Annotated in this window: 18 protein-coding genes and 2 tRNA genes; 3 read left to right on the top strand and 17 right to left on the bottom strand. The window is 42.0% G+C overall.

From position 1 onward, the window contains the following. Positions 1-74 precede the first annotated feature (74 nt). The 12 genes from CP947_RS08080 to CP947_RS08025 all read right to left on the bottom strand — a co-directional run bounded on the left by CP947_RS08080 (position 75) and on the right by CP947_RS08025 (position 12,526). The gene (locus CP947_RS08080) at positions 75-347 is read right to left on the bottom strand and encodes an acylphosphatase (protein ID WP_241645844.1); all 273 of its coding nucleotides are present in this window, start codon (positions 345-347) and stop codon (positions 75-77) included. 27 nt (positions 348-374) lie between these two features. After that, positions 375-2,270, bottom strand: a complete 1,896-nt coding sequence (locus CP947_RS08075) for a threonine--tRNA ligase (RefSeq protein WP_096712706.1) — start codon at positions 2,268-2,270, stop codon at positions 375-377. A gap of 52 nt (positions 2,271-2,322) precedes the next feature. Beyond that, positions 2,323-3,417: an AI-2E family transporter gene (locus CP947_RS08070; protein WP_096712705.1), complete on the bottom strand. Its 1,095-nt coding sequence runs from the start codon at positions 3,415-3,417 to the stop codon at positions 2,323-2,325. Between the two features lie 81 nt (positions 3,418-3,498). Next, complete coding sequence (locus CP947_RS08065; RefSeq protein ID WP_096712704.1) at positions 3,499-4,758, bottom strand: RNA-guided endonuclease InsQ/TnpB family protein; 1,260 nt, start codon at positions 4,756-4,758, stop codon at positions 3,499-3,501. After that, positions 4,758-4,823, bottom strand: a complete 66-nt coding sequence (locus CP947_RS10800) for a hypothetical protein (protein WP_241645854.1) — start codon at positions 4,821-4,823, stop codon at positions 4,758-4,760. The genes CP947_RS08065 and CP947_RS10800 overlap by 1 nt, the downstream gene beginning before the upstream one ends. Positions 4,824-5,116: 293 nt before the next feature. Continuing rightward, positions 5,117-7,090 (bottom strand): phosphoadenosine phosphosulfate reductase domain-containing protein, encoded by a 1,974-nt coding sequence (locus CP947_RS08055; protein ID WP_096712703.1) that lies wholly within the window; start codon positions 7,088-7,090, stop codon positions 5,117-5,119. A 39-nt stretch (positions 7,091-7,129) separates the two neighbouring features. Further along, positions 7,130-8,488 (bottom strand): NADPH-dependent glutamate synthase, encoded by a 1,359-nt coding sequence (gene gltA, locus CP947_RS08050; RefSeq protein WP_096712728.1) that lies wholly within the window; start codon positions 8,486-8,488, stop codon positions 7,130-7,132. 8 nt (positions 8,489-8,496) lie between these two features. Then, positions 8,497-9,348 carry a sulfide/dihydroorotate dehydrogenase-like FAD/NAD-binding protein gene (locus CP947_RS08045; protein ID WP_096712702.1) on the bottom strand — a complete coding sequence of 284 codons (852 nt, stop codon included), beginning with the start codon at positions 9,346-9,348 and terminating at the stop codon, positions 8,497-8,499. Between the two features lie 116 nt (positions 9,349-9,464). Beyond that, the gene (locus CP947_RS08040; protein WP_096712701.1) at positions 9,465-9,893 is read right to left on the bottom strand and encodes a sarcinarray family MAST domain-containing protein; all 429 of its coding nucleotides are present in this window, start codon (positions 9,891-9,893) and stop codon (positions 9,465-9,467) included. Between the two features lie 980 nt (positions 9,894-10,873). Further along, positions 10,874-10,946 (bottom strand) — tRNA-Asp (locus CP947_RS08035). 94 nt (positions 10,947-11,040) lie between these two features. Then, positions 11,041-11,152, bottom strand: a tRNA-Tyr gene (locus tag CP947_RS08030). Positions 11,153-11,326: 174 nt separating this feature from the next. After that, positions 11,327-12,526, bottom strand: a complete 1,200-nt coding sequence (locus CP947_RS08025; RefSeq protein ID WP_096712700.1) for a methionine adenosyltransferase — start codon at positions 12,524-12,526, stop codon at positions 11,327-11,329. Positions 12,527-12,743: 217 nt separating this feature from the next. On the opposite strand from CP947_RS08025, the gene hisG reads away from it, so the two are divergent. From hisG to hisB, 3 genes are read left to right on the top strand one after another with little or no spacing between them, the layout of a single operon-like run. Continuing rightward, positions 12,744-13,598, top strand: a complete 855-nt coding sequence (gene hisG / locus CP947_RS08020; protein ID WP_096712727.1) for an ATP phosphoribosyltransferase — start codon at positions 12,744-12,746, stop codon at positions 13,596-13,598. Positions 13,599-13,610: 12 nt separating this feature from the next. Then, complete coding sequence (gene hisA, locus CP947_RS08015; protein ID WP_096712699.1) at positions 13,611-14,363, top strand: 1-(5-phosphoribosyl)-5-[(5-phosphoribosylamino)methylideneamino]imidazole-4-carboxamide isomerase; 753 nt, start codon at positions 13,611-13,613, stop codon at positions 14,361-14,363. Between the two features lie 2 nt (positions 14,364-14,365). After that, positions 14,366-14,944, top strand: coding sequence for an imidazoleglycerol-phosphate dehydratase HisB (gene hisB, locus CP947_RS08010; RefSeq protein ID WP_096712698.1), 579 nt, complete (start codon positions 14,366-14,368; stop codon positions 14,942-14,944). Here hisB and CP947_RS08005 read toward each other — a convergent pair whose 3' ends face one another. The 5 genes from CP947_RS08005 to CP947_RS07985 form a co-directional block, all read right to left on the bottom strand. Then, the gene (locus CP947_RS08005) at positions 14,945-17,047 is read right to left on the bottom strand and encodes a MutS-related protein (protein ID WP_164909013.1); all 2,103 of its coding nucleotides are present in this window, start codon (positions 17,045-17,047) and stop codon (positions 14,945-14,947) included. A gap of 1 nt (position 17,048) precedes the next feature. Then, the gene (locus tag CP947_RS08000; protein WP_165868984.1) at positions 17,049-17,903 is read right to left on the bottom strand and encodes a DUF4130 domain-containing protein; all 855 of its coding nucleotides are present in this window, start codon (positions 17,901-17,903) and stop codon (positions 17,049-17,051) included. Further along, entirely contained in the window at positions 17,900-19,036 is a 1,137-nt protein-coding gene (locus CP947_RS07995; protein WP_096712695.1) for a radical SAM protein, read from the bottom strand. The genes CP947_RS08000 and CP947_RS07995 overlap by 4 nt, the downstream gene beginning before the upstream one ends. A 69-nt stretch (positions 19,037-19,105) precedes the next feature. Further along, positions 19,106-19,621 carry an ArsR/SmtB family transcription factor gene (locus CP947_RS07990; protein ID WP_096712694.1) on the bottom strand — a complete coding sequence of 172 codons (516 nt, stop codon included), beginning with the start codon at positions 19,619-19,621 and terminating at the stop codon, positions 19,106-19,108. A 46-nt stretch (positions 19,622-19,667) separates the two neighbouring features. Further along, positions 19,668-20,387 (bottom strand): sugar phosphate isomerase/epimerase family protein, encoded by a 720-nt coding sequence (locus CP947_RS07985; protein WP_096712693.1) that lies wholly within the window; start codon positions 20,385-20,387, stop codon positions 19,668-19,670. Between the last annotated feature and the right edge of the window lie 117 nt (positions 20,388-20,504).

Here is a 20,504-nt window from a genome sequence, read left to right as displayed (position 1 = left end):
ATTTCCTTTCTAAAAGGGAGATGGAATTCTATAAAGTGAAAGGACGCCAAAATGAGTAATTGACAGGAGATAAATTATCTCCTGATACTGAAATCATTAAATTCGCCTGTTGGGGACTCCCAAACTATTTCGACATTATCTACCCGGGATGCAGGAGGACCTTCTTTGAGAGCATTCAACAGGGCATCTATTTTACCCTTACTACCTTCGACAACAGCTTTTACCCTGCCGTCCGGGAGGTTTTCCACATAACCTGTAAGTCCGATGCCGGATGCTTTCTGCATGGTAAAGGAGCGAAAGAAAACACCCTGCACAACACCGGATACATGTATTATTGCACGTTCCATATCCATAAATTAATTTTCGAGACGATATTATATGAATCTTGGTCTCATGCTAAGTTTTTGTGCAAGAGGCAGGTGACCCTGAGGCATCCCGGCAGTTTCTGCAATAATACGGCTGTTGAGTTCATCCACCGACATTTCAACCTTGGAAGGCTTCTTTGGTCTGGATTCTTCCCTCACAGTGACATTGATATTACCGCTTTCAGTTTCCCTGTCACCGACAACTACCACATAGGGAACCCATTCCTGTCCTGCATTACGTATCTTCTTGCCAACTGTTTCTTCCCTGTCATCTATATCCGCACGACACTGAAGACGTGATGCAATCTTTTCGGCAAATTCCATGTGTCGCTCTGCAATGGGTATGATCCTGACCTGTGTAGGTGATAACCAGACCGGAAGCATTGGGACTTCTCCCCCTTCAGCCTTCATGGAGGCCTTTTCCAGCAGGGAATAAATACAGCGTTCAATTGCACCGCTGGGTGAACAATGCAATACGACAGGTCTTTTAGCTTCCCCTGCCTGGTCGATATACTTAATATCATATCGTTCTGCATTTTCCACATCTATCTGGACTGTGGAAAGCGCACTTGCCTTTTTCAGGGCATCCACAAAATTGAACTCGAACTTGAGCACAAAGTAGAAGAAACGTTTCTCCCACATTTCCACAAGAACAGGTTTATTGACTTTCTTTGCAAGAGCAGTGATAAATTCCTTATTCTCCTCATAAAAGTCCCGGGTAAGCCTGATTGCAACTTCATAATCTGAAACATCAATCCCGACATCTTTCAACACATCTATTGACATCTGGTACTGGCGACCGAACTGTTCGACAGCCTGGTCCATATCCTCGCACATTGTATGCATATCCGGCATTGTAAAAGCCCGCAACCTGCGCAGGCCCACCAGTTCACCCCTCTGTTCCTTACGGAAACTGTAACGTGTAAGTTCCACCATTTTCATCGGGAGGTTGTGGTGGGAGATGGTCATATCATGACTCATCAGAAACTGGCCAAAGCATGCCGCAAATCTCAAAAACATCTGGCGTTTATCGGATTCGATGGAATACTGACGTGCAGGGAACCTGTCCAGGTATTTCTTGAGCGTTGGGTGATTCATATCGTACATCAAAGGTGTTTCTACTTCCATTGCTCCTTCTCTGGCAGAAGAATCCAGCACATACCGCTCAAGCAGGGATTTGATCAACCTGCCTTTGGGATAATAACGCATGTTACCGGAGTCAGACCCGGGTTCATAATCAGCAATCTCAAGTCTGCGCATCAATTCAACATGAGGAGGGACCTTTTCCACAGCCCTGCTTTTGGAGATTTCATGATCTACAAAGGTAGCTAGATTCTCATGATCATTGAGATTGAAATCATCAACATCATGCAGCACACCGTCCGGAGTCAGGACCTTCCAGTAAGATTTGGCCGTACTTTCGGCTTTCAGGGCTTCAGATACAACTTCTTCCTCTGTATCTACTACTTCACCACATGATTCGCTTTCTGGGTTGATAGTTCGGGAAAGTTCTGAGAGAGGATGCCCTTTGCAACTGATTTTGAATGATTTATACCACCCAAAAGGAGCACGTTTGACATTAAAAGAATCAATAAGGCTATTTTCAATATCCTTCATTACAGAAACTGCCACCTTAGGGGAAGAAAGGTCGGAACTTAGATGGGCATAAGGATAAAGCATTACATTGTCAGTATTTACCTGGGATGCAGTCTTTTTGATCTCAGTAACTGCCTTTTCAGCCACATCTCTCGGGTTTGCCTCATCAGTACTTTCCACCGCCATGAAAGCGGTCAAAGCTTCATCTAGTCTGCCTTTTTTGAAGGAATTCTCTATTTGCTCTGCAACAGGAGTACTTTTTTTCACTTCGTATTCAATATAATCGGAATGGATAAGCAATAATTGCATGAACTCACCTCGGGTCTTCTGGATAAATTGGAACAATCCTTATTAACCTTTTTCAAATGGAATCGTTCTTATGGCACGCTTCATCCGAATCCTTGCCGGAATCTTCGGTATCCTGACTGTTCGAATTGTCAATATATACCCGGTAAGCTGCCACCAAAGCCCCAAGGAGTACCGGTGCGGCAAAGAATCCCGCTATTCCTCCTGCAAAACCTCCACCCAGAAATACAACGACAAGTACTACCGGATGTATCTGGGATTTCATGCTCACAAAATACGGACGCAGAAAAAGCTCAGGCGGGACGTAGATTACTATAGAAGACACAATGAAAAAGACAATTGCAGCCTCTGCGCCCATTTCTATGTACCTGATAACAGACAGTGCCAGAAGTACCATATAACCGGCAAAAAGGGGAATCACAGAAGCAATAAATATCAGGGTCGCAAGTGCCGGTATATGAGATAAACCAAAGGCATAAAACACAATTACTGAAATCGTACTTACAGTCAGAGCAGCGTAGGCATTACCTATAAATATTCCACTCAGTATCCGGTCCAGCTCCCGAAGGTAACGGCCCGTATTTAACTGGGTTCCCGTTGGAGCGATACATACCGCAGAAGCATACAGTTTCTCACCTTCAAGCAACAGGAAATAGCAAACAAAGATTGCCACAACCAGATTGACCATAAACATACCCAGACTTTTGGCATACGAAACAAAACCCAGGCTACCTGCAAAAGAAAGAATCGAAAGCGATGAGTCCCAAACAAGCTGGTTGATATGTTCAAAATATGTACTCGGCACTATTGCCCTTATAAAATCAAATATGATCCCAAGTACCTGTGACTGGTTTTCGATGACCCAGATAAGCTGTCTGAATATCTCTACAAAACCGGTGCCTATTATGATAACGAGAGGCGTTACGATAAACATCGTCGCAATGAATGCCCCATAATGATTTTTCCTGTTTATCTTTTCATATATCGGCCTGCAGATATAGGCAAAAACCAGACCCAACACGATACCGTCTGCAAGAGGGAGAAGAATTTTCACAAGAGCCAGAAATACAATGAAAAAAGCAATAAAAGCAAGTATTTTCCACCTATTTTCGATAATTACGGATACGCCGTCTATATCTTTTAGCTCCATGAAACTCCCTTACATTATTGATAATAGTCTTCCAATAAACTATCTCATATTACTATTTCATTATATTGAACTACTCCACACTTACGCATGGAGATTCCTACGAGTTGTTATGTCATTCATTGGATGTATTTGGGATACATCAAATGTCAATAACCCTGTTTGTCGTAGATTATGAGCAAAATGCTCATAGCCTGTCCAATTGGCATTTTGTGATAGGTAACGTATCATGATATTGATAGCACTGTTTCTATCTCTATCAATAACGTTACCACAATCACATGTCATATCACGTCTATATAATGGCATCTTATGTTGTTTTCCACAAACATAACATGTTTTTGACGTATATCTTTCATCAATTTTAACTACTTGTTTACCTATAAGTTCTGCTTTATAGGTGAGAAATTCGATGAAACGTGATAAATAACCATTATTTTGTGTAGAACGATTCAACGTTTTGTTTTTCGATTTACCCATATTTTTAACGTGGAGTTTACCTGCAATAATTGTATTGGCTCTTGTATTCTCTACCATTGATTTAGATAATTTGTGTTGCCAATCTTTTATCTGATTATTTTTCCTTCTTACCATAGTACGAATAGTTTTGTTTAATCGATGCCATTTTTTACTGTATTTTTTGCAATGGTCACGCCTTGATTGAACTGCACTGATTTTAGAATCCCAATATAAATCATATCGTGGATTGTTTATTTCAAAAAATTTTCCTTTATCATTTATTGCAGTAATCGTTTTGGTAATCCCTAAATCAATTGCTTGAAAATGATTATTTTGAACATAAGGCACATTGATTTCAGGTTCATACGTAATCGTGACAAAGAAATCTCCATTACCCTTTTTATCTTCATTGAATATTTCGATTTGTTTGATTTTCAAATTTGATATATCTTGTTCAATATCAATTATCAAATCTTCATCATTCATTTTATGTGAAAATCTAATACTATTTCCAATTACTTTGAAACCACTCTGATTATATGTTATTGTAAAAAAGTATTTACGACTTCTAAATCGTGGAGTTCTTGCTTTTTTGTCTCCATTTTTGTGAAGTCCAAAGAATGATTTGTAATTAGCATCTAATTTACGCAAAACCATCTGGCATGATTTAGAATAAAGAATATTTATATCAGGATTCTCTTTTTTAATTTGTGGTAAATCATTCTGTTGTTTTTTATATGAAATGGATTTTTTATCATTTTTCCATGTGTCTTTTCTTTCAGATAATGCAATATTATAAAGAGATGTACATGCATTGGATAACTCCCAAAGCATATTCTTTTGTAATTCAGTTGGATGAATTTTGTATTTCTTTGTTAATTGCATTATTTGCCCTGATTATCAACATAATTTATCAAAACATCCAGTGTAACCTGTCCAGTTGTAACCAAAAAATATGATCTTATCCAGAATGCATCTTTGCACTTACATTATATACGGTTTTTTCAAACAATCAACTACAAGAGGATTCACCAGCATATCTCTTCTATATTCTACACTTTGTACAAAATAATATTGTAGTAAATATACAGAATGACTGGCCTTATCCAGATTGTTATTCATAGTTATCTGTATAAATTTATAATTACAAATAACTTATGCAACTTTTTATTTTATATAGCACGGCTTTCATCCCTTACCTTACGGAAGGGGACTTCTCACCTGTTTAGTTAAAAGCAGCGCATCAAATGTCAGGAATGATACGGTTAGCATAGCGGACTACCACACAGGACTCATTGCATTTTCCACACCCTGTGCAGGAGTCATGTATTTTAATTTTCCCGTTTTTCAATTCAATGGAACCTCTGGTACATGCATTGAGACATACCCCACAGCCACTGCAACGGGCAATACGTAGCAACTGTAAACATGCATTCCTGTACATCCTGTCTGCAACTTTCCTGTCAGCAGCTGTTACTTTCAAGTTACCCGATGCAAAGAATTTAACCGTACATGAGCGACTCTTTATGAGGACAACACCCATCTCAGGGGAATATACGACATTGCCCAGCATTCTCATTACATCCGCTGCTTCTGAAAGTGACACCCCGCGTATCCGGGCCTCAACTGAAAAATTGCCTCCACTGCATACAGAATGGCCGGAAACTGCACTTATGCTGAAATCTTCTGTTTCAACGGGTGTGATAGCTATTCCCAGCTGTTTTGCCAGGGCAAGCATTTTAGGAGGATGCTGCTGCCAGCGCCAGAAACCATATTCGGCATATTCCGGGGGCAGGCCTTTTGAAGCTGTCCATTTTTGCAGGTATGCCATCCATCTTTCATACAATCCGGGGAACAATTGCCTGACCCTCTCGAATTCACATTCAAGGGTCGAAGGACAAAGATAGCAACCCACCCTTTCAAAACCCATGTCATAGAGAGGGTTATAAGCAAGGTTTTTCCAGTAGATGTACAGCCAGACCTCAATAGCCCTCCACTGCCTGATTGGAAAAACGTTCAGCTGACCCGGCACAAAAGGATTGGCCTCGGTTGCAGCAGTCTCCTGCCTGGAAAAAGACTCATATTTGCGTTTACCGTCAATTGCAAGACATGGATTCTCCGCACTGCATGACTCAAAAGCCGAATTAGCAGGACCCAGTTTACAGACTTTACAACACCAGCGGAAATCCTTTCCAGGTGGACCGAAACTCTCCACATTATCCCAGAAAGCATTCTCTGCCTTTTTTTCAATAAGTTCTATGCCATTGGCATTGCAAAACTCATGTGCAAATTGCACTGTCTCAGGAAATTCTATCCCCGTATTGAGGAAAATTGCCCTGAGACGACTGGCATCCAGTGCCCTTCGGGCAAGGTCCAGCACAACCAGACTATCCTTACCCCCACTGAACGATACATTGACAGGAAAGGAAGAATAGGCGGGATCATTGCCAATCCCTTTTATCATGTTTACAGCATTGGATTCTATTCTTTTGAGAGAGGATTGGTTGGCCTTAATGACAGAATCCATGGAAGGCGCTGATTGTTTCAGGTTTGCAGAAATCTTTTTGATTTTTTTGACCCGAAGCAAAGGTTTGCCTGGCCTGTAATTAGCTGAATCCTCAAGAGAGGTGCCAATACCCACCAGTTTTCCACACCGCAGCAATACCGGGTCACCATTTTTGATATCCGGGGAAAAATGGTCGATACCCTCCATGGAGATTTTTTTACCGTTCAGATGGCGACCGGAATAATGAAGATGTGCTGTTTTTGAATGTGTATGGTTTAGCAGGACGCTGGCACCCATATCCGTGGGTTCAAACCTGAATTGCTTTTGCAGTATATCAAAATACATATGCCCGATACGTATGCCATCAACCAGTACCTCATCATTGCGGTCATCCCCTGCAACCTTGTTCAACAGTATGACTCTGTCAACAAAAGGATTACAATCATACAGTTGCCGTAGCAGGTCATCAAGTAGATCTCTTTCATAGGCAGAAGCAAATCTCACATCACAAGGAGAGGTCAGGGGTAATTTCGTACCTTCACTGCCACAAATATCACAGACAGGACCTATTAAAGGCACATTGCAGGAGTTACACCAGAAAATATGGTCGGCTAACACCTGTTTATCGGATCGTTTTCGGGTCTTCCTGGTCTTTGGACGACTCTTTTTGCCTACGGAAGCAAAAGTAAATGTAGAGCGTTTTTTTTGCATTTTATAATGATATGAATCCTTTCTTCAATTAACCTTTTGTCAGGACCGGTTTTCAATATACCGATTAATGGTTGCAACTGCCTGCTTACCCGCGCCCATTGCGCTGATTACAGTTGCAGCACCGGTAACCACATCACCACCCGCACATAATCCTGCCAGGGATGACATCGCATCTTCATCAACAACTATTGTGCCTTTCGAAGTGGTTTCAAGTTCTTCTGAGCCTGCAAAGATAACTGGATTTGGAGATGTTCCGATAGCAACTATTATTATATCAGCATCGATCACATGCTCAGAACCTTCAATTGGTATAGGGCGCCTCCTGCCGGATTCATCGGGTTCCCCGAGTTCCATATTTACGCATTCCACACCTGTAACAGTCTTATTCTCACCTTCAAGGATACGGACCGGATTGGTAAGCAGGTTGAAAACCACACCTTCTTCCTTTGCATGTTCAACTTCTTCAATACGGGCAGACATCTCCGCCTCACTACGCCGGTACACAACTGTTACTTCTTCTGCACCCAGCCGGAGGGCACTGCGGGCAGCATCCATCGCAACGTTACCGGCCCCTACTACAACAACCTTATTTCCGCATTTGATGGGTGTGTCATAATCCGGGAAACGATAGGCTTTCATCAGATTGACCCTTGTAAGGAACTCATTTGCAGAATAAACACCGTTGAGGTTCTCCCCTTCAATACGCATGAATCTGGGAAGACCGGCACCTGTACCTACAAAGACCGCATCGAATTCATCGCGGAGTTCATCAAGGGTTTTTATCCTTCCTATGACATAATCCACTTTTATGTCAACCCCAAGGTTACGGATATAATCTACTTCTTGCCTGACAATGTCCTTGGGTAGCCTGAATTCGGGTATACCGTAGGTCAGGACCCCGCCCGGTTCATGGAGAGCTTCATAAATGGTTACACCATGCCCTGCTTTTGCAAGTTCTGCTGCCGCAGTAAGTCCAGCAGGACCTGCACCAATGACAGCCACGTTTTTCCCGCTGGATTTTGGTTTTTCCGGGGATTTTACTCCTGCATCCCTTTCATAATCCGCACAGAAACGCTCAAGCCTGCCGATAGCAAGAGGCTGGCCCTTTTTGCCAAGTATACAGAATTTCTCACACTGCTCTTCCTGAGGACAAACACGTCCACAGATTGCCGGCAGGGCATTGGATTCCTTGAGTATACCAATAGCCCTATCAAAGTCTTTGTTCTTGATCCTTGAAACAAACCCGGGGATATCAATATTAACAGGACATCCTGCCACACATTGGGGATTCTTGCACTCAAGACAGCGTCCCGCCTCGATTACAGCCTGCTGTTCTGTGTACCCCAATGCGACTTCATCAAAGTTTCCAATCCTTTCCTCTGGTTTTTGCTCAGGCATTTCCTGTTTCAGTGACACTTACAATCATCCCCGCATTTTTTGTTGTAACTTTCAAGGGCTTCCTTTTCCTGCGGTCTGTAAAAAGAAAGCCTGCTCATCATAAGGTCAAAATCCACATCGGCTGCATCAAATTCCGGGCCATCCACACATGCAAATTTGGTTTCTCCGCCAACAGATACACGGCAACCACCACACATCCCGGTACCATCGATCATAATTGGATTGAGGTTTACAAGGGTTTCCACGCCATAGGAGGCAGTTACACCGGCCCCTACTTTCATCATAATAGGCGGACCGATTATGACAATACGGTCAACCTGCTGGTCACTATCAAGAATATCTTTAACAATATCGGTTACAAAACCGTGATGGCCTTTGCTCCCATCGTCAGTAGCCACATAGAGTTCATCACTCACCTCTGCCATTTCATCTTCAAGAATGAGCATTTCTTCATTGCGGGCACCGATTATAGATATTACATGGTTACCTGCCTCGCGATAGGCACGTGCCTGTGGGTACACAGGAGCTACACCGACACCACCCCCAACCATTACTACTGTGCCGAGTTTACGGATATCAGAGGGAGTGCCCAGAGGACCGACAAAATCCTGCAAAGTCTCACCTGTCTTGAGGGTTGTTAATTGTTTGGTAGTCTTGCCCATTACCTGATAGATTACCGTTATAGAACCCTCATCAACATCAAAGTCAGCTATTGTGAGAGGGATGCGTTCACCGCTTTCATCAATACGTAATATTACAAATTGGCCCGCTTTCGCTGCTTTTGCTATATCCGGAGCTTCGACCTTCATGAGGTTCACATCAGGAACAAGATTGCGTGTTTGAAGTATATTGTAAAACATATGATCACATCAACGATTATTGGATAAGAGGGAGAGATGTACGTATAAAGGTCTATCCGATGGTTTCAATTTACTAATAATATTTGTAGCTTTTCAATTGTTCTTAAAGCCAGAAATCACAATATCATTAGTTTTTGCGACGAAGCAATAGTAAACCCACTATTGCAAAAGCAAAAAGAGGACTGGCAAAACCAACAAATGAAAACCCTGAAGATGAGTCTGATCGTGGGATGTAGGAATTTAGAGAGAGGATAATTATCATCCCATATCCCGTCTTCAACATATTCATCCGTGATGTGGGGAATTACAAGAATAGAAGATTGCTCAATATTTAATTCAGGAGATTTTACAGGATTGATTGAATAGTGGAATCCAACCGGAACCCCACCACATGCCGTGTTTGCTGCCTCCCCCATTACCCACTTATAGGTAAATGTTTCATTGGGGGCAAACTTACGTGAAAGAGTTGAATTGAATGCACATGACCCTGTCTGTATTTCCAGAGATGCGCCATGATCCAAAATGTGTTGGATCGATAGTGACATCGACAACACTTGCCTGTTTTACGGTCTCTCAACTGCCAATGAGAAAGACTCATTTGCATCCATAACAGGAGAAGGAGTGAAATGTTCCGGATATAGTTCACCATTACAATAGACCTCAGTCACTGCATAGGAACCATTGGCAAACACGCCTGTAGAAAAAGATACTACCCCAGTTTGACAGTTTCTACTCTTTCTTGAAGAGAATGTCTTCTCTTTCAACCCAAAATTTTCATTTTTTTGTCAGAAAAAGCTATTTGACAGTCCAAACAATTTCATGTGAAAAACTCCGATTTCATCGGTTTTCCTTTAAAATGGATGCAATTTTCAGGAATTTTGGCCTGAATTTACTCGTTGAACCCTTATTTTCATAAGAATAATGCTCATCTGTCAAATTCCATTAAACTATTTTTGGATATTTTTTGCTTGAAAAGAAAATGAAATTGATCTAAGAGGCTTATTTAGAAGATTCAACAATGCTGTCAAATTCTTTGTCCAAAAAATGGGCAAAAATCAGAAAAAACACAATCCAATGACTTATGTGATACTGTCAAATCAATGGGGCAAAAAATGGATAAAATTATAAAAACAAGCATGAAGAAAGAAAAGATGCTAGCGAACGACTAAAAGAAAAAAGATAAACATAGAGATTAGAATAGAACCTAAAAAGAGAGACATTCAGTTGATTAAAAATAAAACTGTCAAAGTTGGGATACTATGAAAATGAAAAAGACACAGAGCAATCTGAATATGTAGTGATCTGTGATTCTGTTCCACAGCAATATTCTATCCGATATTCTGAAACAACTAAGGACGAGAACTATATAAAAATTATCGTTTTAGAACTAAGTAATTGTATATACACATGAACAGACGTGTTCTTAAAACAATAATGATACTACTCTGTTACAAAATTATAGAAAACAAAATTAGATGTGAGTTTTGGCCCCGGCAGAACCGGAGCCTTTCGGAAAAGTTTTGTACGCCCGAACCGGGATTCGAACCCGGGTCGGGGCCTCGACAGGGCCCCATGATAGACCTCTACACTATTCGGACAATGTCCGGGCACACTTTTCCGCTCACACGAGCAGCACTCAAATACATTTAATTATATATAAGGGTTTTGTTTACACCCTTTAGAAGAGGTGTTTGGTCCCGCCTCCCAGACTCGAACCGGGGGCATCGCGGTAACCGCGCGGTATGTGGATAATCCACACAAACCATACTACAGCCGCGCACTCTACCAACTGAGTTAAGGCGGGACATTACTCAGCGAGATATTCTCATCCTCACAATCTTATATAGACTTTTCGCCGAATTCCCATTCCAAAGGCATATAAATTCAATATCCGCAGGAAAAATCACCAGCGCTTAAAAGCAAGAATAAAAAACAAAATTCAAAACCACTGAAAAGAATAAAAAGAGGCAATCTTGTCTCAGAAAGTGTCAATTGCCCCGTTTATAACAAGATCGGTGATCTTGGTAATATTACCAAGCCACTCATCGGCAACTGCTTCGGCATCATCCTGAATTGTAGCGAAATTTGCCCCCTCTTCGGGAATTATTTGGATGCTGGCAACCATGGGCTGATCAATAGGTTTACCTATCTGTGATAGCAGTCGCACATATACTTCATCTACTTGTGGCACGGCTTCCACAATATCCCGGGCCATCTGAGTAGAAAGCAAATTGTATATCTTACCTACATGATTGACAGGGTTCTTACCACTCGTAGCCTCCATACTCATGGGCCTGTTCGGGGTTATCAAACCATTGCACCGGTTCCCCCGACCAACAGAACCATCGTCGCCCATCTCCGCAGAAGTGCCTGTTACCGTCAGGAAGATACAGCCACAACCACCCGCAGTATTATCGGCAGCATTGACATATGCATTAACGTTCCTGTCAGTGTATTTGCCCGCAATATCCAGAATATAATCCTTCATCTGTTCCTTGAAACTAATATAGGCATCCATATCATCAACATATTTGTCAACCATTCCACAGCAAACAGTCAGGGAAATATCATCTTTCTCCCGCAATCCCATGACCTTGATGTCTTCACCTATTGCAGGTAATTTCCCTTTCAGATCACCTATAAGCTGCTTTTCGGTATCATACACTATACGCTCAAGTTCGGAAAATGATGCATGGCCAACACCAAAAGATGTATCATTGGCAGTGGGAACTTTTTCCCGGCCAAATACATCCCGCAGGTCAGAAGATCCCGTACCAAGTTTGCAGTCAAGGATAATATCCCTGTCAAGATCAAGATTTACAATATTATTTCTCAGGTAATCATGTGCTGCCGAGACAGCTACTGTTTCAGCCGGGATTTCCACACCATTAAATTCCTTTGTAGCCCTCCCCACAAGAAGAGTATAGATTGGCTTGATGACCTCCCCACCACCAAAAGCAGGGGAAGAACGACCTGCAACAATCTGGGTTTCATCCGTGTTATGGTGAAGTACTGCACCGCATTTTTCGATATATTCAGCACAAAGGGCACGGCTTACAGCCTCTGCAATTCCATCAGATATACTGTCTGGATGTCCCACACCCTTACGTTCAACAAGCTCTATCTCCTGATTTTCCACAGGTGTCTGGACAAGTTGCTCAACCTTTATATTCCGCATAACCAAACCTCATGAAAATACTAAAATATGAATTAAATAAGGCTCCAGTATCAAATCTGTGTTGATATGAAAAACCCATTCTATATAAATTGGATACTATATGAAAGTGAATTAATTACTGGAAAACAAGATATCTTATGGATACTTTTTCTTCATCAAACCTTTATATGCAATGAAAGTATTGGAAATGTTGACCCAGATTCCAGAGGCAACCAGGATGATACGCATTGCAATACCAAATAAAGGCAGACTCCACGATCCGACCGTGAAACTCTTCAAAGAAGCAGGTCTCCCGGTACTTGAGGGATCAAGCCGCAAACTTTTTGCAAAAACAACAGACCCGGATATGACATTTTTATTCGCAAGAGCGGCGGATATTCCCGAATATGTGCAGGACGGAGCTGCAGACGTAGGAATTACCGGGCTTGATCTTATAGATGAAACTGATGCAGAAGTTGAAGTTATGCTGGATCTGCATTTTGGGAGGGCAAAGCTGGTACTTGCAGTTCCTGAAGACTCAGGGATTAAAGCCCCTGAAGACCTGAAAAATATGCGGGTTGCTACTGAATTCCCAAATATTACAGAGAAATATTTTAAAAATGTTGACATTCCAGTTGAAGTTATCAAAGTAAGTGGTGCCTGCGAGATGACACCCCATGTGGGAATTGCAGATGCAATTGTTGATATATCCAGTTCCGGCACAACTCTTGTGACAAATCATCTCAGGAAAATTGCAGAGGTGTTCAGCTCATCTGTGTACCTGATTTCAAATGCCGATAGTTCCCAAAGGGAAGAAAAAATCCAGCACATAAAAACAGCCCTTGAAAGTGTACTCCATGCAAAACAAAAGCGCTATCTTATGATGAATGCCCCCTCAGGCAAACTGGAAAATATCAAAGACATCCTGCCAGGTCTTGCGGGCCCGACTGTTATGAAAGTAGAATCAAAAAATTCCACCCATGCAATACATGCCGTTATTGATGCAGACCAGGTCTTTACAATAGTCAGTGAACTGAAAAAAGCAGGTGCATCAGACATACTTGTTGTACCCATCGAAAGAATGATACCCTGAGGAGAGTAAATAATGGAATTTGAGGTCATCCCCGCTGTAGATATGAAAAACGGGAAATGTGTCCAGTTGATACAGGGACTGCCAGATAAGGAACGTATTTCACTTGATGATCCCGAAGCAGTTGCGATTAAGTGGATCGGACAGGGAGCAAAAACACTGCATCTGATAGACCTTGACGGAGCCATCGAAGGGAAAAGGAAAAACGCCCCTATAATAGAAAAAATCATAATGCTGTGTGAAAGACAAGGAGTCGAAGTACAGGTAGGTGGCGGAATTCGCTCTTTTGAGGATGCTGCAAACCTCCTGCACATGGGTGCTAACAGGGTGATACTAAGCACCGCAGCTGTCCAAAATCCGGACCTGGTTGAAAGACTTGCCAGGCAGTTCAAACCCGAAAACATTAATGTCGCCCTGGATTCAAAAAATGGTAAGGTTTCTACAAAGGGATGGACCGAGCAATCCGAGTATACCGCGGTACAGCTCGGGAAAATGTTCGAAGAAAAAGGCGCAGGAAGCATTCTGTTCACCAACATAGACAAAGAAGGATTAATGGAAGGTGTGGACACAGAACCCACAACAGAGCTGGTTAATGAACTTACAATACCGGTGATTGCTTCTGGAGGAGTTACAGCCCTGAAAGATATTTTGACCCTGAAAACAACCGGTGCCTGCGGTGTTGTGGTAGGGAGTGCTCTTTATGCAGGAAATTTTACCCTTACAGAAGCGATAAATACAATCAGAGAGGAAATCTCTGGTGGAGAGTAAGTATGCCAAGAATTTCCACTGTATCCCGTACTACCAGAGAAACCAGCATAGAACTTACGATCAACATCGATGGCAAAGGGGATTCACAGATAAATACAGGCATCGGTTTTTTTGACCACATGCTGGTATGTTTTGCACGACATTCAGGTTTTGACCTTACAATCGATGCTAAAGGTGATCTGGAAGTAGACGGCCACCACCTGGTAGAGGATATTGGGATCGTAATGGGGCAGGCCTTTGACCGGATAATGGCAGAAAAGTCAGGAATTGCCCGTTTTGGAGAAGCAAGAATACCAATGGATGAGGCTCTTGCAAGCGTAGTAGTGGATATAGGAGGGCGCAGTTATCTGGTGATGAACACTACTTTTGAATCCGAAAGAGTAGGCGAATTCAACACCCAGCTTACAAGGCATTTCTTTGAATCATTCGTCTCCAATGCAAAAGTCACCCTTCATGCAGCTGTATATGGTTACAATGACCACCACAAAATCGAAGCCCTTTTCAAGGCATTTGCTCAGGCAATGAAAAAAGCAACGGTTATTGAGGGAAAAGAGGTCAAAAGTACAAAGGGATGCCTCTGATTAGCATCCTTTTTCGAATTTATTTTTCAAACGTCTGTAAAACTCCCTTTCAACTTCCCCTCCGCTTCTGAAAAGACGCTCCACGATTAATTCCGGAGTACTCTTTGCAATATGATTATAAATCGGATTGCGATCAACAATCAGGTTCAATTCATTATCAAGTCCTTTTGCTTCAATTCCATCCACTCTGATGGAAGCGTCGGTATTTTCCAGTATCTGGTCGGCAAGATGGGAAACAAAAATAGCCATTGTATTGGATTCTTCAGAAAGGGTTTCAAGGATACCGGCTATGATTTTTGCAGAAGCTCCGGGTTCGGTGATGGATTCAAGTTCATCGACAAGCACAAGTTTGGATCCCGCCCCTCTCAAAGCTGAAAATGAGCGTAAGGTAGTTTCAAATGCCCCCGCATCAAGAGTGCCCCTGGATTTGCTGAAATAATACAAACTATCAATCGGCCCGATCTTCAATTCATCTGCCGGCACAGGGAAACCAATGTGGGAAAGAATTGTACATTGAGCCACTAACTCCAGCATGGATGTTTTTCCTCCGGAATTCACACCACTTAAAAGAACTACGGAAGAAGTGGGAACCTGCGAAGGAGACATGATCGAGCCCAGAGAATAATCTATAGGTTCCACAGCAACACCCTTTTCACAAAGGAAAATATTTTTTCCATTCTTGAGACCCATACCACATTCATCTTCAAAGCCGGCAAGTTGCATCTGCAGAGAATGACCAAAACGGGCCACTGCCAACCCCACATCCAGATCAAGTAACCTCATAACAAGTTGTTTCAGGGGTTGCCTGAATTCGTGTAGCTCATATGCAATATTCCTTTTATGAGTAACTTCCCTGCGGAATATCTGCTGTTTGATCTGTTCTTTGAATTTTTGTAACTGGGACATGTCGGCTTCTACAGGATAACAAAGTTCAGAGGGGAAAAAATAATCCACTAATAGAGATTCATTTTGCTTCATTGAAAGGGTTTCAATGAATTCTTTTCTGGCATCATTAATTATCTGGCTGAAAGATGCCGATATATTGCGTGAAAGAATATCCTTTAACTCCATCTCATCCCTGATAACACCCAACATATCATTCCCGCTGAGTGTAATACTACTTTTTTGGAGGAGATCATTTATTTCCTGGTTGCACTGGTCTACATATTTTGTAAGTTCCGAATCCACATTATCCAGAATATGATGTAAGCGGTCTATTTCCCCATCCCTGCCTTCAACAATATTTCCTTCAGGATTAATGGCAGCCATGAGATTGCTAAGAGCCGAAATATCCGCATTGACTACTGGAGGTATGCCTGCTTTATCCAGTGCAATTGCAAGATCCAATGCATTCATTATTCGTTCATGATTGAAAGCAAAAAACGAAATCTGTTTTTCGGGTAAAATATGCCATTCCTCAATTTCCCGGGCATTTGTTATTATTTCAGGATTCGTATCCTCTGGAAAATCATATTCCAGGAAGGGTTCTCCTATGGCAATTACATGGGGATAACTGCGTGCAACATCTGCAAATTCCAGAGGATCTTCCACCAGCTGGACCTCAATGCTTTTACCATATTTTTCCTTTAAAGTGCTGTAATCATCTGTATTTGAAGTGACAATTACCCTATCCCTGATCCGGGGAATTGAAGGAGAGTTTTTCAGGGGTTCTATTCTGGAAAGACTTGCTGAAATCCTATCCATATCATCGAGCATGGAGAGGTATTCCATATGGTTTTCAACCCAGTCCCGGTTTATGTCAATAAGGTCTTTCCTGCTTGAAGGATATGGGATATAAGTGTGCAACTTATCCCTTGCATAAGGGGTAGAAGCATAATTTTTGATAGAATCGATTACCCGTTCATAAATATCGACTGAATCCCGGGTTTTCAAAAAAGAGGAGATATCAATACCATCCTGTGTAGACCTCACATCGTGTACAAGGGATATGGCATACCTTCTACCTACTCCTTCGATCTCCGATATACCGGCTATATCCCCTCTGAGAATTGCCGCCATGGCATCCTCTTCACATCCAAAATGAGATATAAAGCGCTGTGCCATTTTTTCTCCTATACGTGGAGCATCAACCAGTGACTGCATATTATTGACCACCTTGTTTCTCATTCACAAAATCAAGTAATGTAGATGTGGGAATACCCCGTTCTACAAAATACCGATCTTTTTTAGACATTGTACTATAGCCGGAATCGCCGCGGGGCTGTAATCTTTTTGAAAGCGAATGGTTACGTCTGTTGTCTATCATCTGGCTTTTGTAATAGGTATCCCACAATTCTTCCGGATTAGCAGAATCTTCAGAAGGAATCAAATGTTGTATTGAATCCACAGATGTTTTCAGGAAATGCTGCATCTTCAGGATTTCACCATTGCATACATAAGCAAACTTTCCACCAACAACAATTACCGCCCTATCTGGATTGCGTACTGCAAGCCACCTGCAAAGCATATCAGACACATGGTTTTTGGGAGTTACATTTACATAAAGGACTGTATCTCCGCAAACTGGCCGCACAAACATGCAAAGTCTGTGATAATTGTTTTTAACCTCACACATGTACCGGTAATATCGCTTGTAAAGTCTTTCTTTACCACAATAAAGACCATCCACCTCCCCTTCACACCCATGCAATAGTCTCACAAGCTCTGCAGGATTGCATTTTCTGTGCCTGAGCACCAATTCTATATAATTCAATGGAGGGGAATCAAAATTGGTTATTCTGTGCCACCCATCGGGAAAAACTCTTTTGGCCAACTGCTGATTATCAACCTTACTATTGAATCCAACCCGAATTATTTCAGCTGTCGGGTAGGTCATTTTCAATTTCGTTTCCCCTTCTTTGGGATCACAGGCAAAAACCAGATCTGCCTCTGGCCGTTGCCTCAATTCCAGACAGGCCAGTAAGACACCTGTTACAGTGGCCTTAAAAAGAATAATCATGTGCATTCTCCTGCAAACTGTATAAGGTTAGTTTGCCCGGAACCACCAATTTTGATAAAGGGGCGTGCACGACCTATAACAACACCCATACGTGCAAGTTCATCCTCCCCATAAATTGGCCTGGATCTCAGGATACGGGAAGCACTTATAGGCCCTATACCCGGCACCCTGAGCAGGGAAGAATAATCGGCGCTGTTTATTTCTACCGGAAACATTTCCGGGTTGACCCGGGCAAGTTCAAGTTTAGGATCATCATTCAAAAGAAAACCATCGTCATTATAGATTTGATCAATATGCCCGGAATCCAGGCCATAATCTTTCAAAAGATAAGATACCTGATAGAGCCTCTGTTCCCTCCATTTTGGAGATGTTGAACCATTCTCAAGCGGAGTATCAGGTACCGGGTCAAAACTCATAAAATAAGGTCTGCGCAACTGGTATTTTTCCATGAAATCATGCACGGTATTCACAATATCCCTGTCGGGTTCGTCAAGGGCACCCACAACAAACTGGGTATCGTTGGCACCTATGATCTTATGATCATATCTGTGCAATTTCCTCTGTTTCCTGATCAATTTGCAGATCCAGTTCAAACGCTGAAGGACATCATTTTTGTAATCGAAATTGGGACAGATTTCCGAATAGTTCACAGAACCCGTTGTTTCTGCATTTACCCCGAATTTGTTGGCAACCCCGGCTACCTCCTGCAGCAAATGGAAAGGTGTACCGGGCATGAGCCGAAGGTGGATATAACCATTAAACCCCTGATTTCTCAAGAGCCGGGCCACATGAAGCTGTTTTTCAGTTGTTGTTTCAGGATCCCCGATAACACCGGAGGAAAGGAAAAGGCCTTCGATCGCATTTTTCCTGTAAAAATCCCAGGTAATTTTCACAATCTCTTCCGGGGACAGGGAAACCCTGCGCACATCCCTGTGACAGCGATTAGGACAATAGGTACATTCTCCGGCACAGTAGTTGGTCAGTAATGTCTTGTATAATTGAATGCAGCGCCCGTCTGGCCCGAAAGCGTGGCATACTGCACTCTGATTACAGCTGTCATACTTTGTACCCGAGGAAAGGTATCGCATCCTCTCATGCAAAGTGAAATGATAGCCGTCTGAAGGAATACTCATTACATGTAACTAAGTTCATCGCCTATATAAGAGACAAGAAAGTGGATTGAAAGTATTCGTTGGGCACCTTCATTCCCTGACGTGAATGTCAAGCCGAATCCTTGTGATAGGTTCCAGCTTTTTCCAGTCCACGATTGTATCATCTTCCAGTACGCAGTCATTCACGTTTTTATCCCCCAATTGGCCATCAATCTCATAAACATAAAGGCCTTCCTCCCCATCAGTAGAAACAATCATCTCCCTATCTCCCTTTTTCCTGACATCAATATCTGCCACATTGCGCAGGGCTTCCATAAGGCAAGCACCTTTCTCGACTTCCACATGCCTGGTGGGAGCAAACGAATCAACAGCCAGATGAATATTTTTCCTGTTGGGTTTTAATACATGGGATTTTCCGAAAATATGTCTCTCAAGGAGTTCTGATTCTTCAAGCACCTTTACATGCTTGGAAACTACCGATACTGATATATCCAGTTCCCGGGCAATTTCAGATATATGCATTTCGTTGCTGCTTAAGAGTTCCAGTATTTTAATCCGGGTTTCACTACCAAGTGCATGAAATATCCTGCATCCCATAGAACTCATATACAAATCAAGTGAATTGTAAATATATAAATTTAACTGGATTTGTTCATTTGATACCCATATTTTTCAGAGCAGAAATACTCTGAAGGGCATCTTCAGCTGATTTATTCTCAATTATCTTAATAGAATTGTTTTGGCGGAGTAATCCCTGTATGGCCGAAAAATCAATGTTTCCCTCACCAGGGGGCAAATGTTCATCGTTATCCCCGTGGTTATCATGAATATGAAAATGGGAAATCTCACGTTCAAGAAATGCCTCCAGATTGCCCATTGTGTTGGCATGACCAATATCCAGTACAAAATCATTTGCCCCTATCTCAAAATCCGGTTTTCTGAAAAGGAAACATTCCCATTTGGGCATATTTTCCACACATATCCGCACACCGGCATCCTCACCAATCCTTTCCAATACAGGCAACGATTTTTGGAATGCATTAAATGCAAAATCCCTATCATAAGCAAAGGGGAAATAACCGGGATGGACAACCATGACTTCAGCATCAATTTCATTGCAAACACCTGCCATGTCTTCCACAAGTTGGAGAGCTGCATTCCTTATAGGTTCACGAATGCTTGCAAGATTGAGGTCTGTACTGGGAGCATGAACCGTATATTTCAAGTCATAGGAAAAGGCGATTTCATCCTGCCTGAATAGGTCATGTCTTCCTTCAGAAAAGATTTCTGCACAATTGACAACGTGTTCAATATTTTGCAAAGCTTCACCAAGCGATAAGTCGTGATAAGCAAACGAAGAGATACCGATCATAAGTAAAATACTCCTGGAATATAAATAATAACCCTGATTACTTTAACTTATGGCAAGTGTACTTGAGACTATATTAAACTTATCTCGAATCCACCAAAATTAATATAAAAATTGCAA

The sequence above is a fragment of the Methanohalophilus euhalobius genome (genome assembly GCF_900215215.1).
Classification (GTDB): domain Archaea; phylum Halobacteriota; class Methanosarcinia; order Methanosarcinales; family Methanosarcinaceae; genus Methanohalophilus; species Methanohalophilus euhalobius.
The sequence above is the reverse complement of the archived record's forward strand: the minus strand, read 5'-3'. Positions and strand labels throughout refer to the sequence as shown.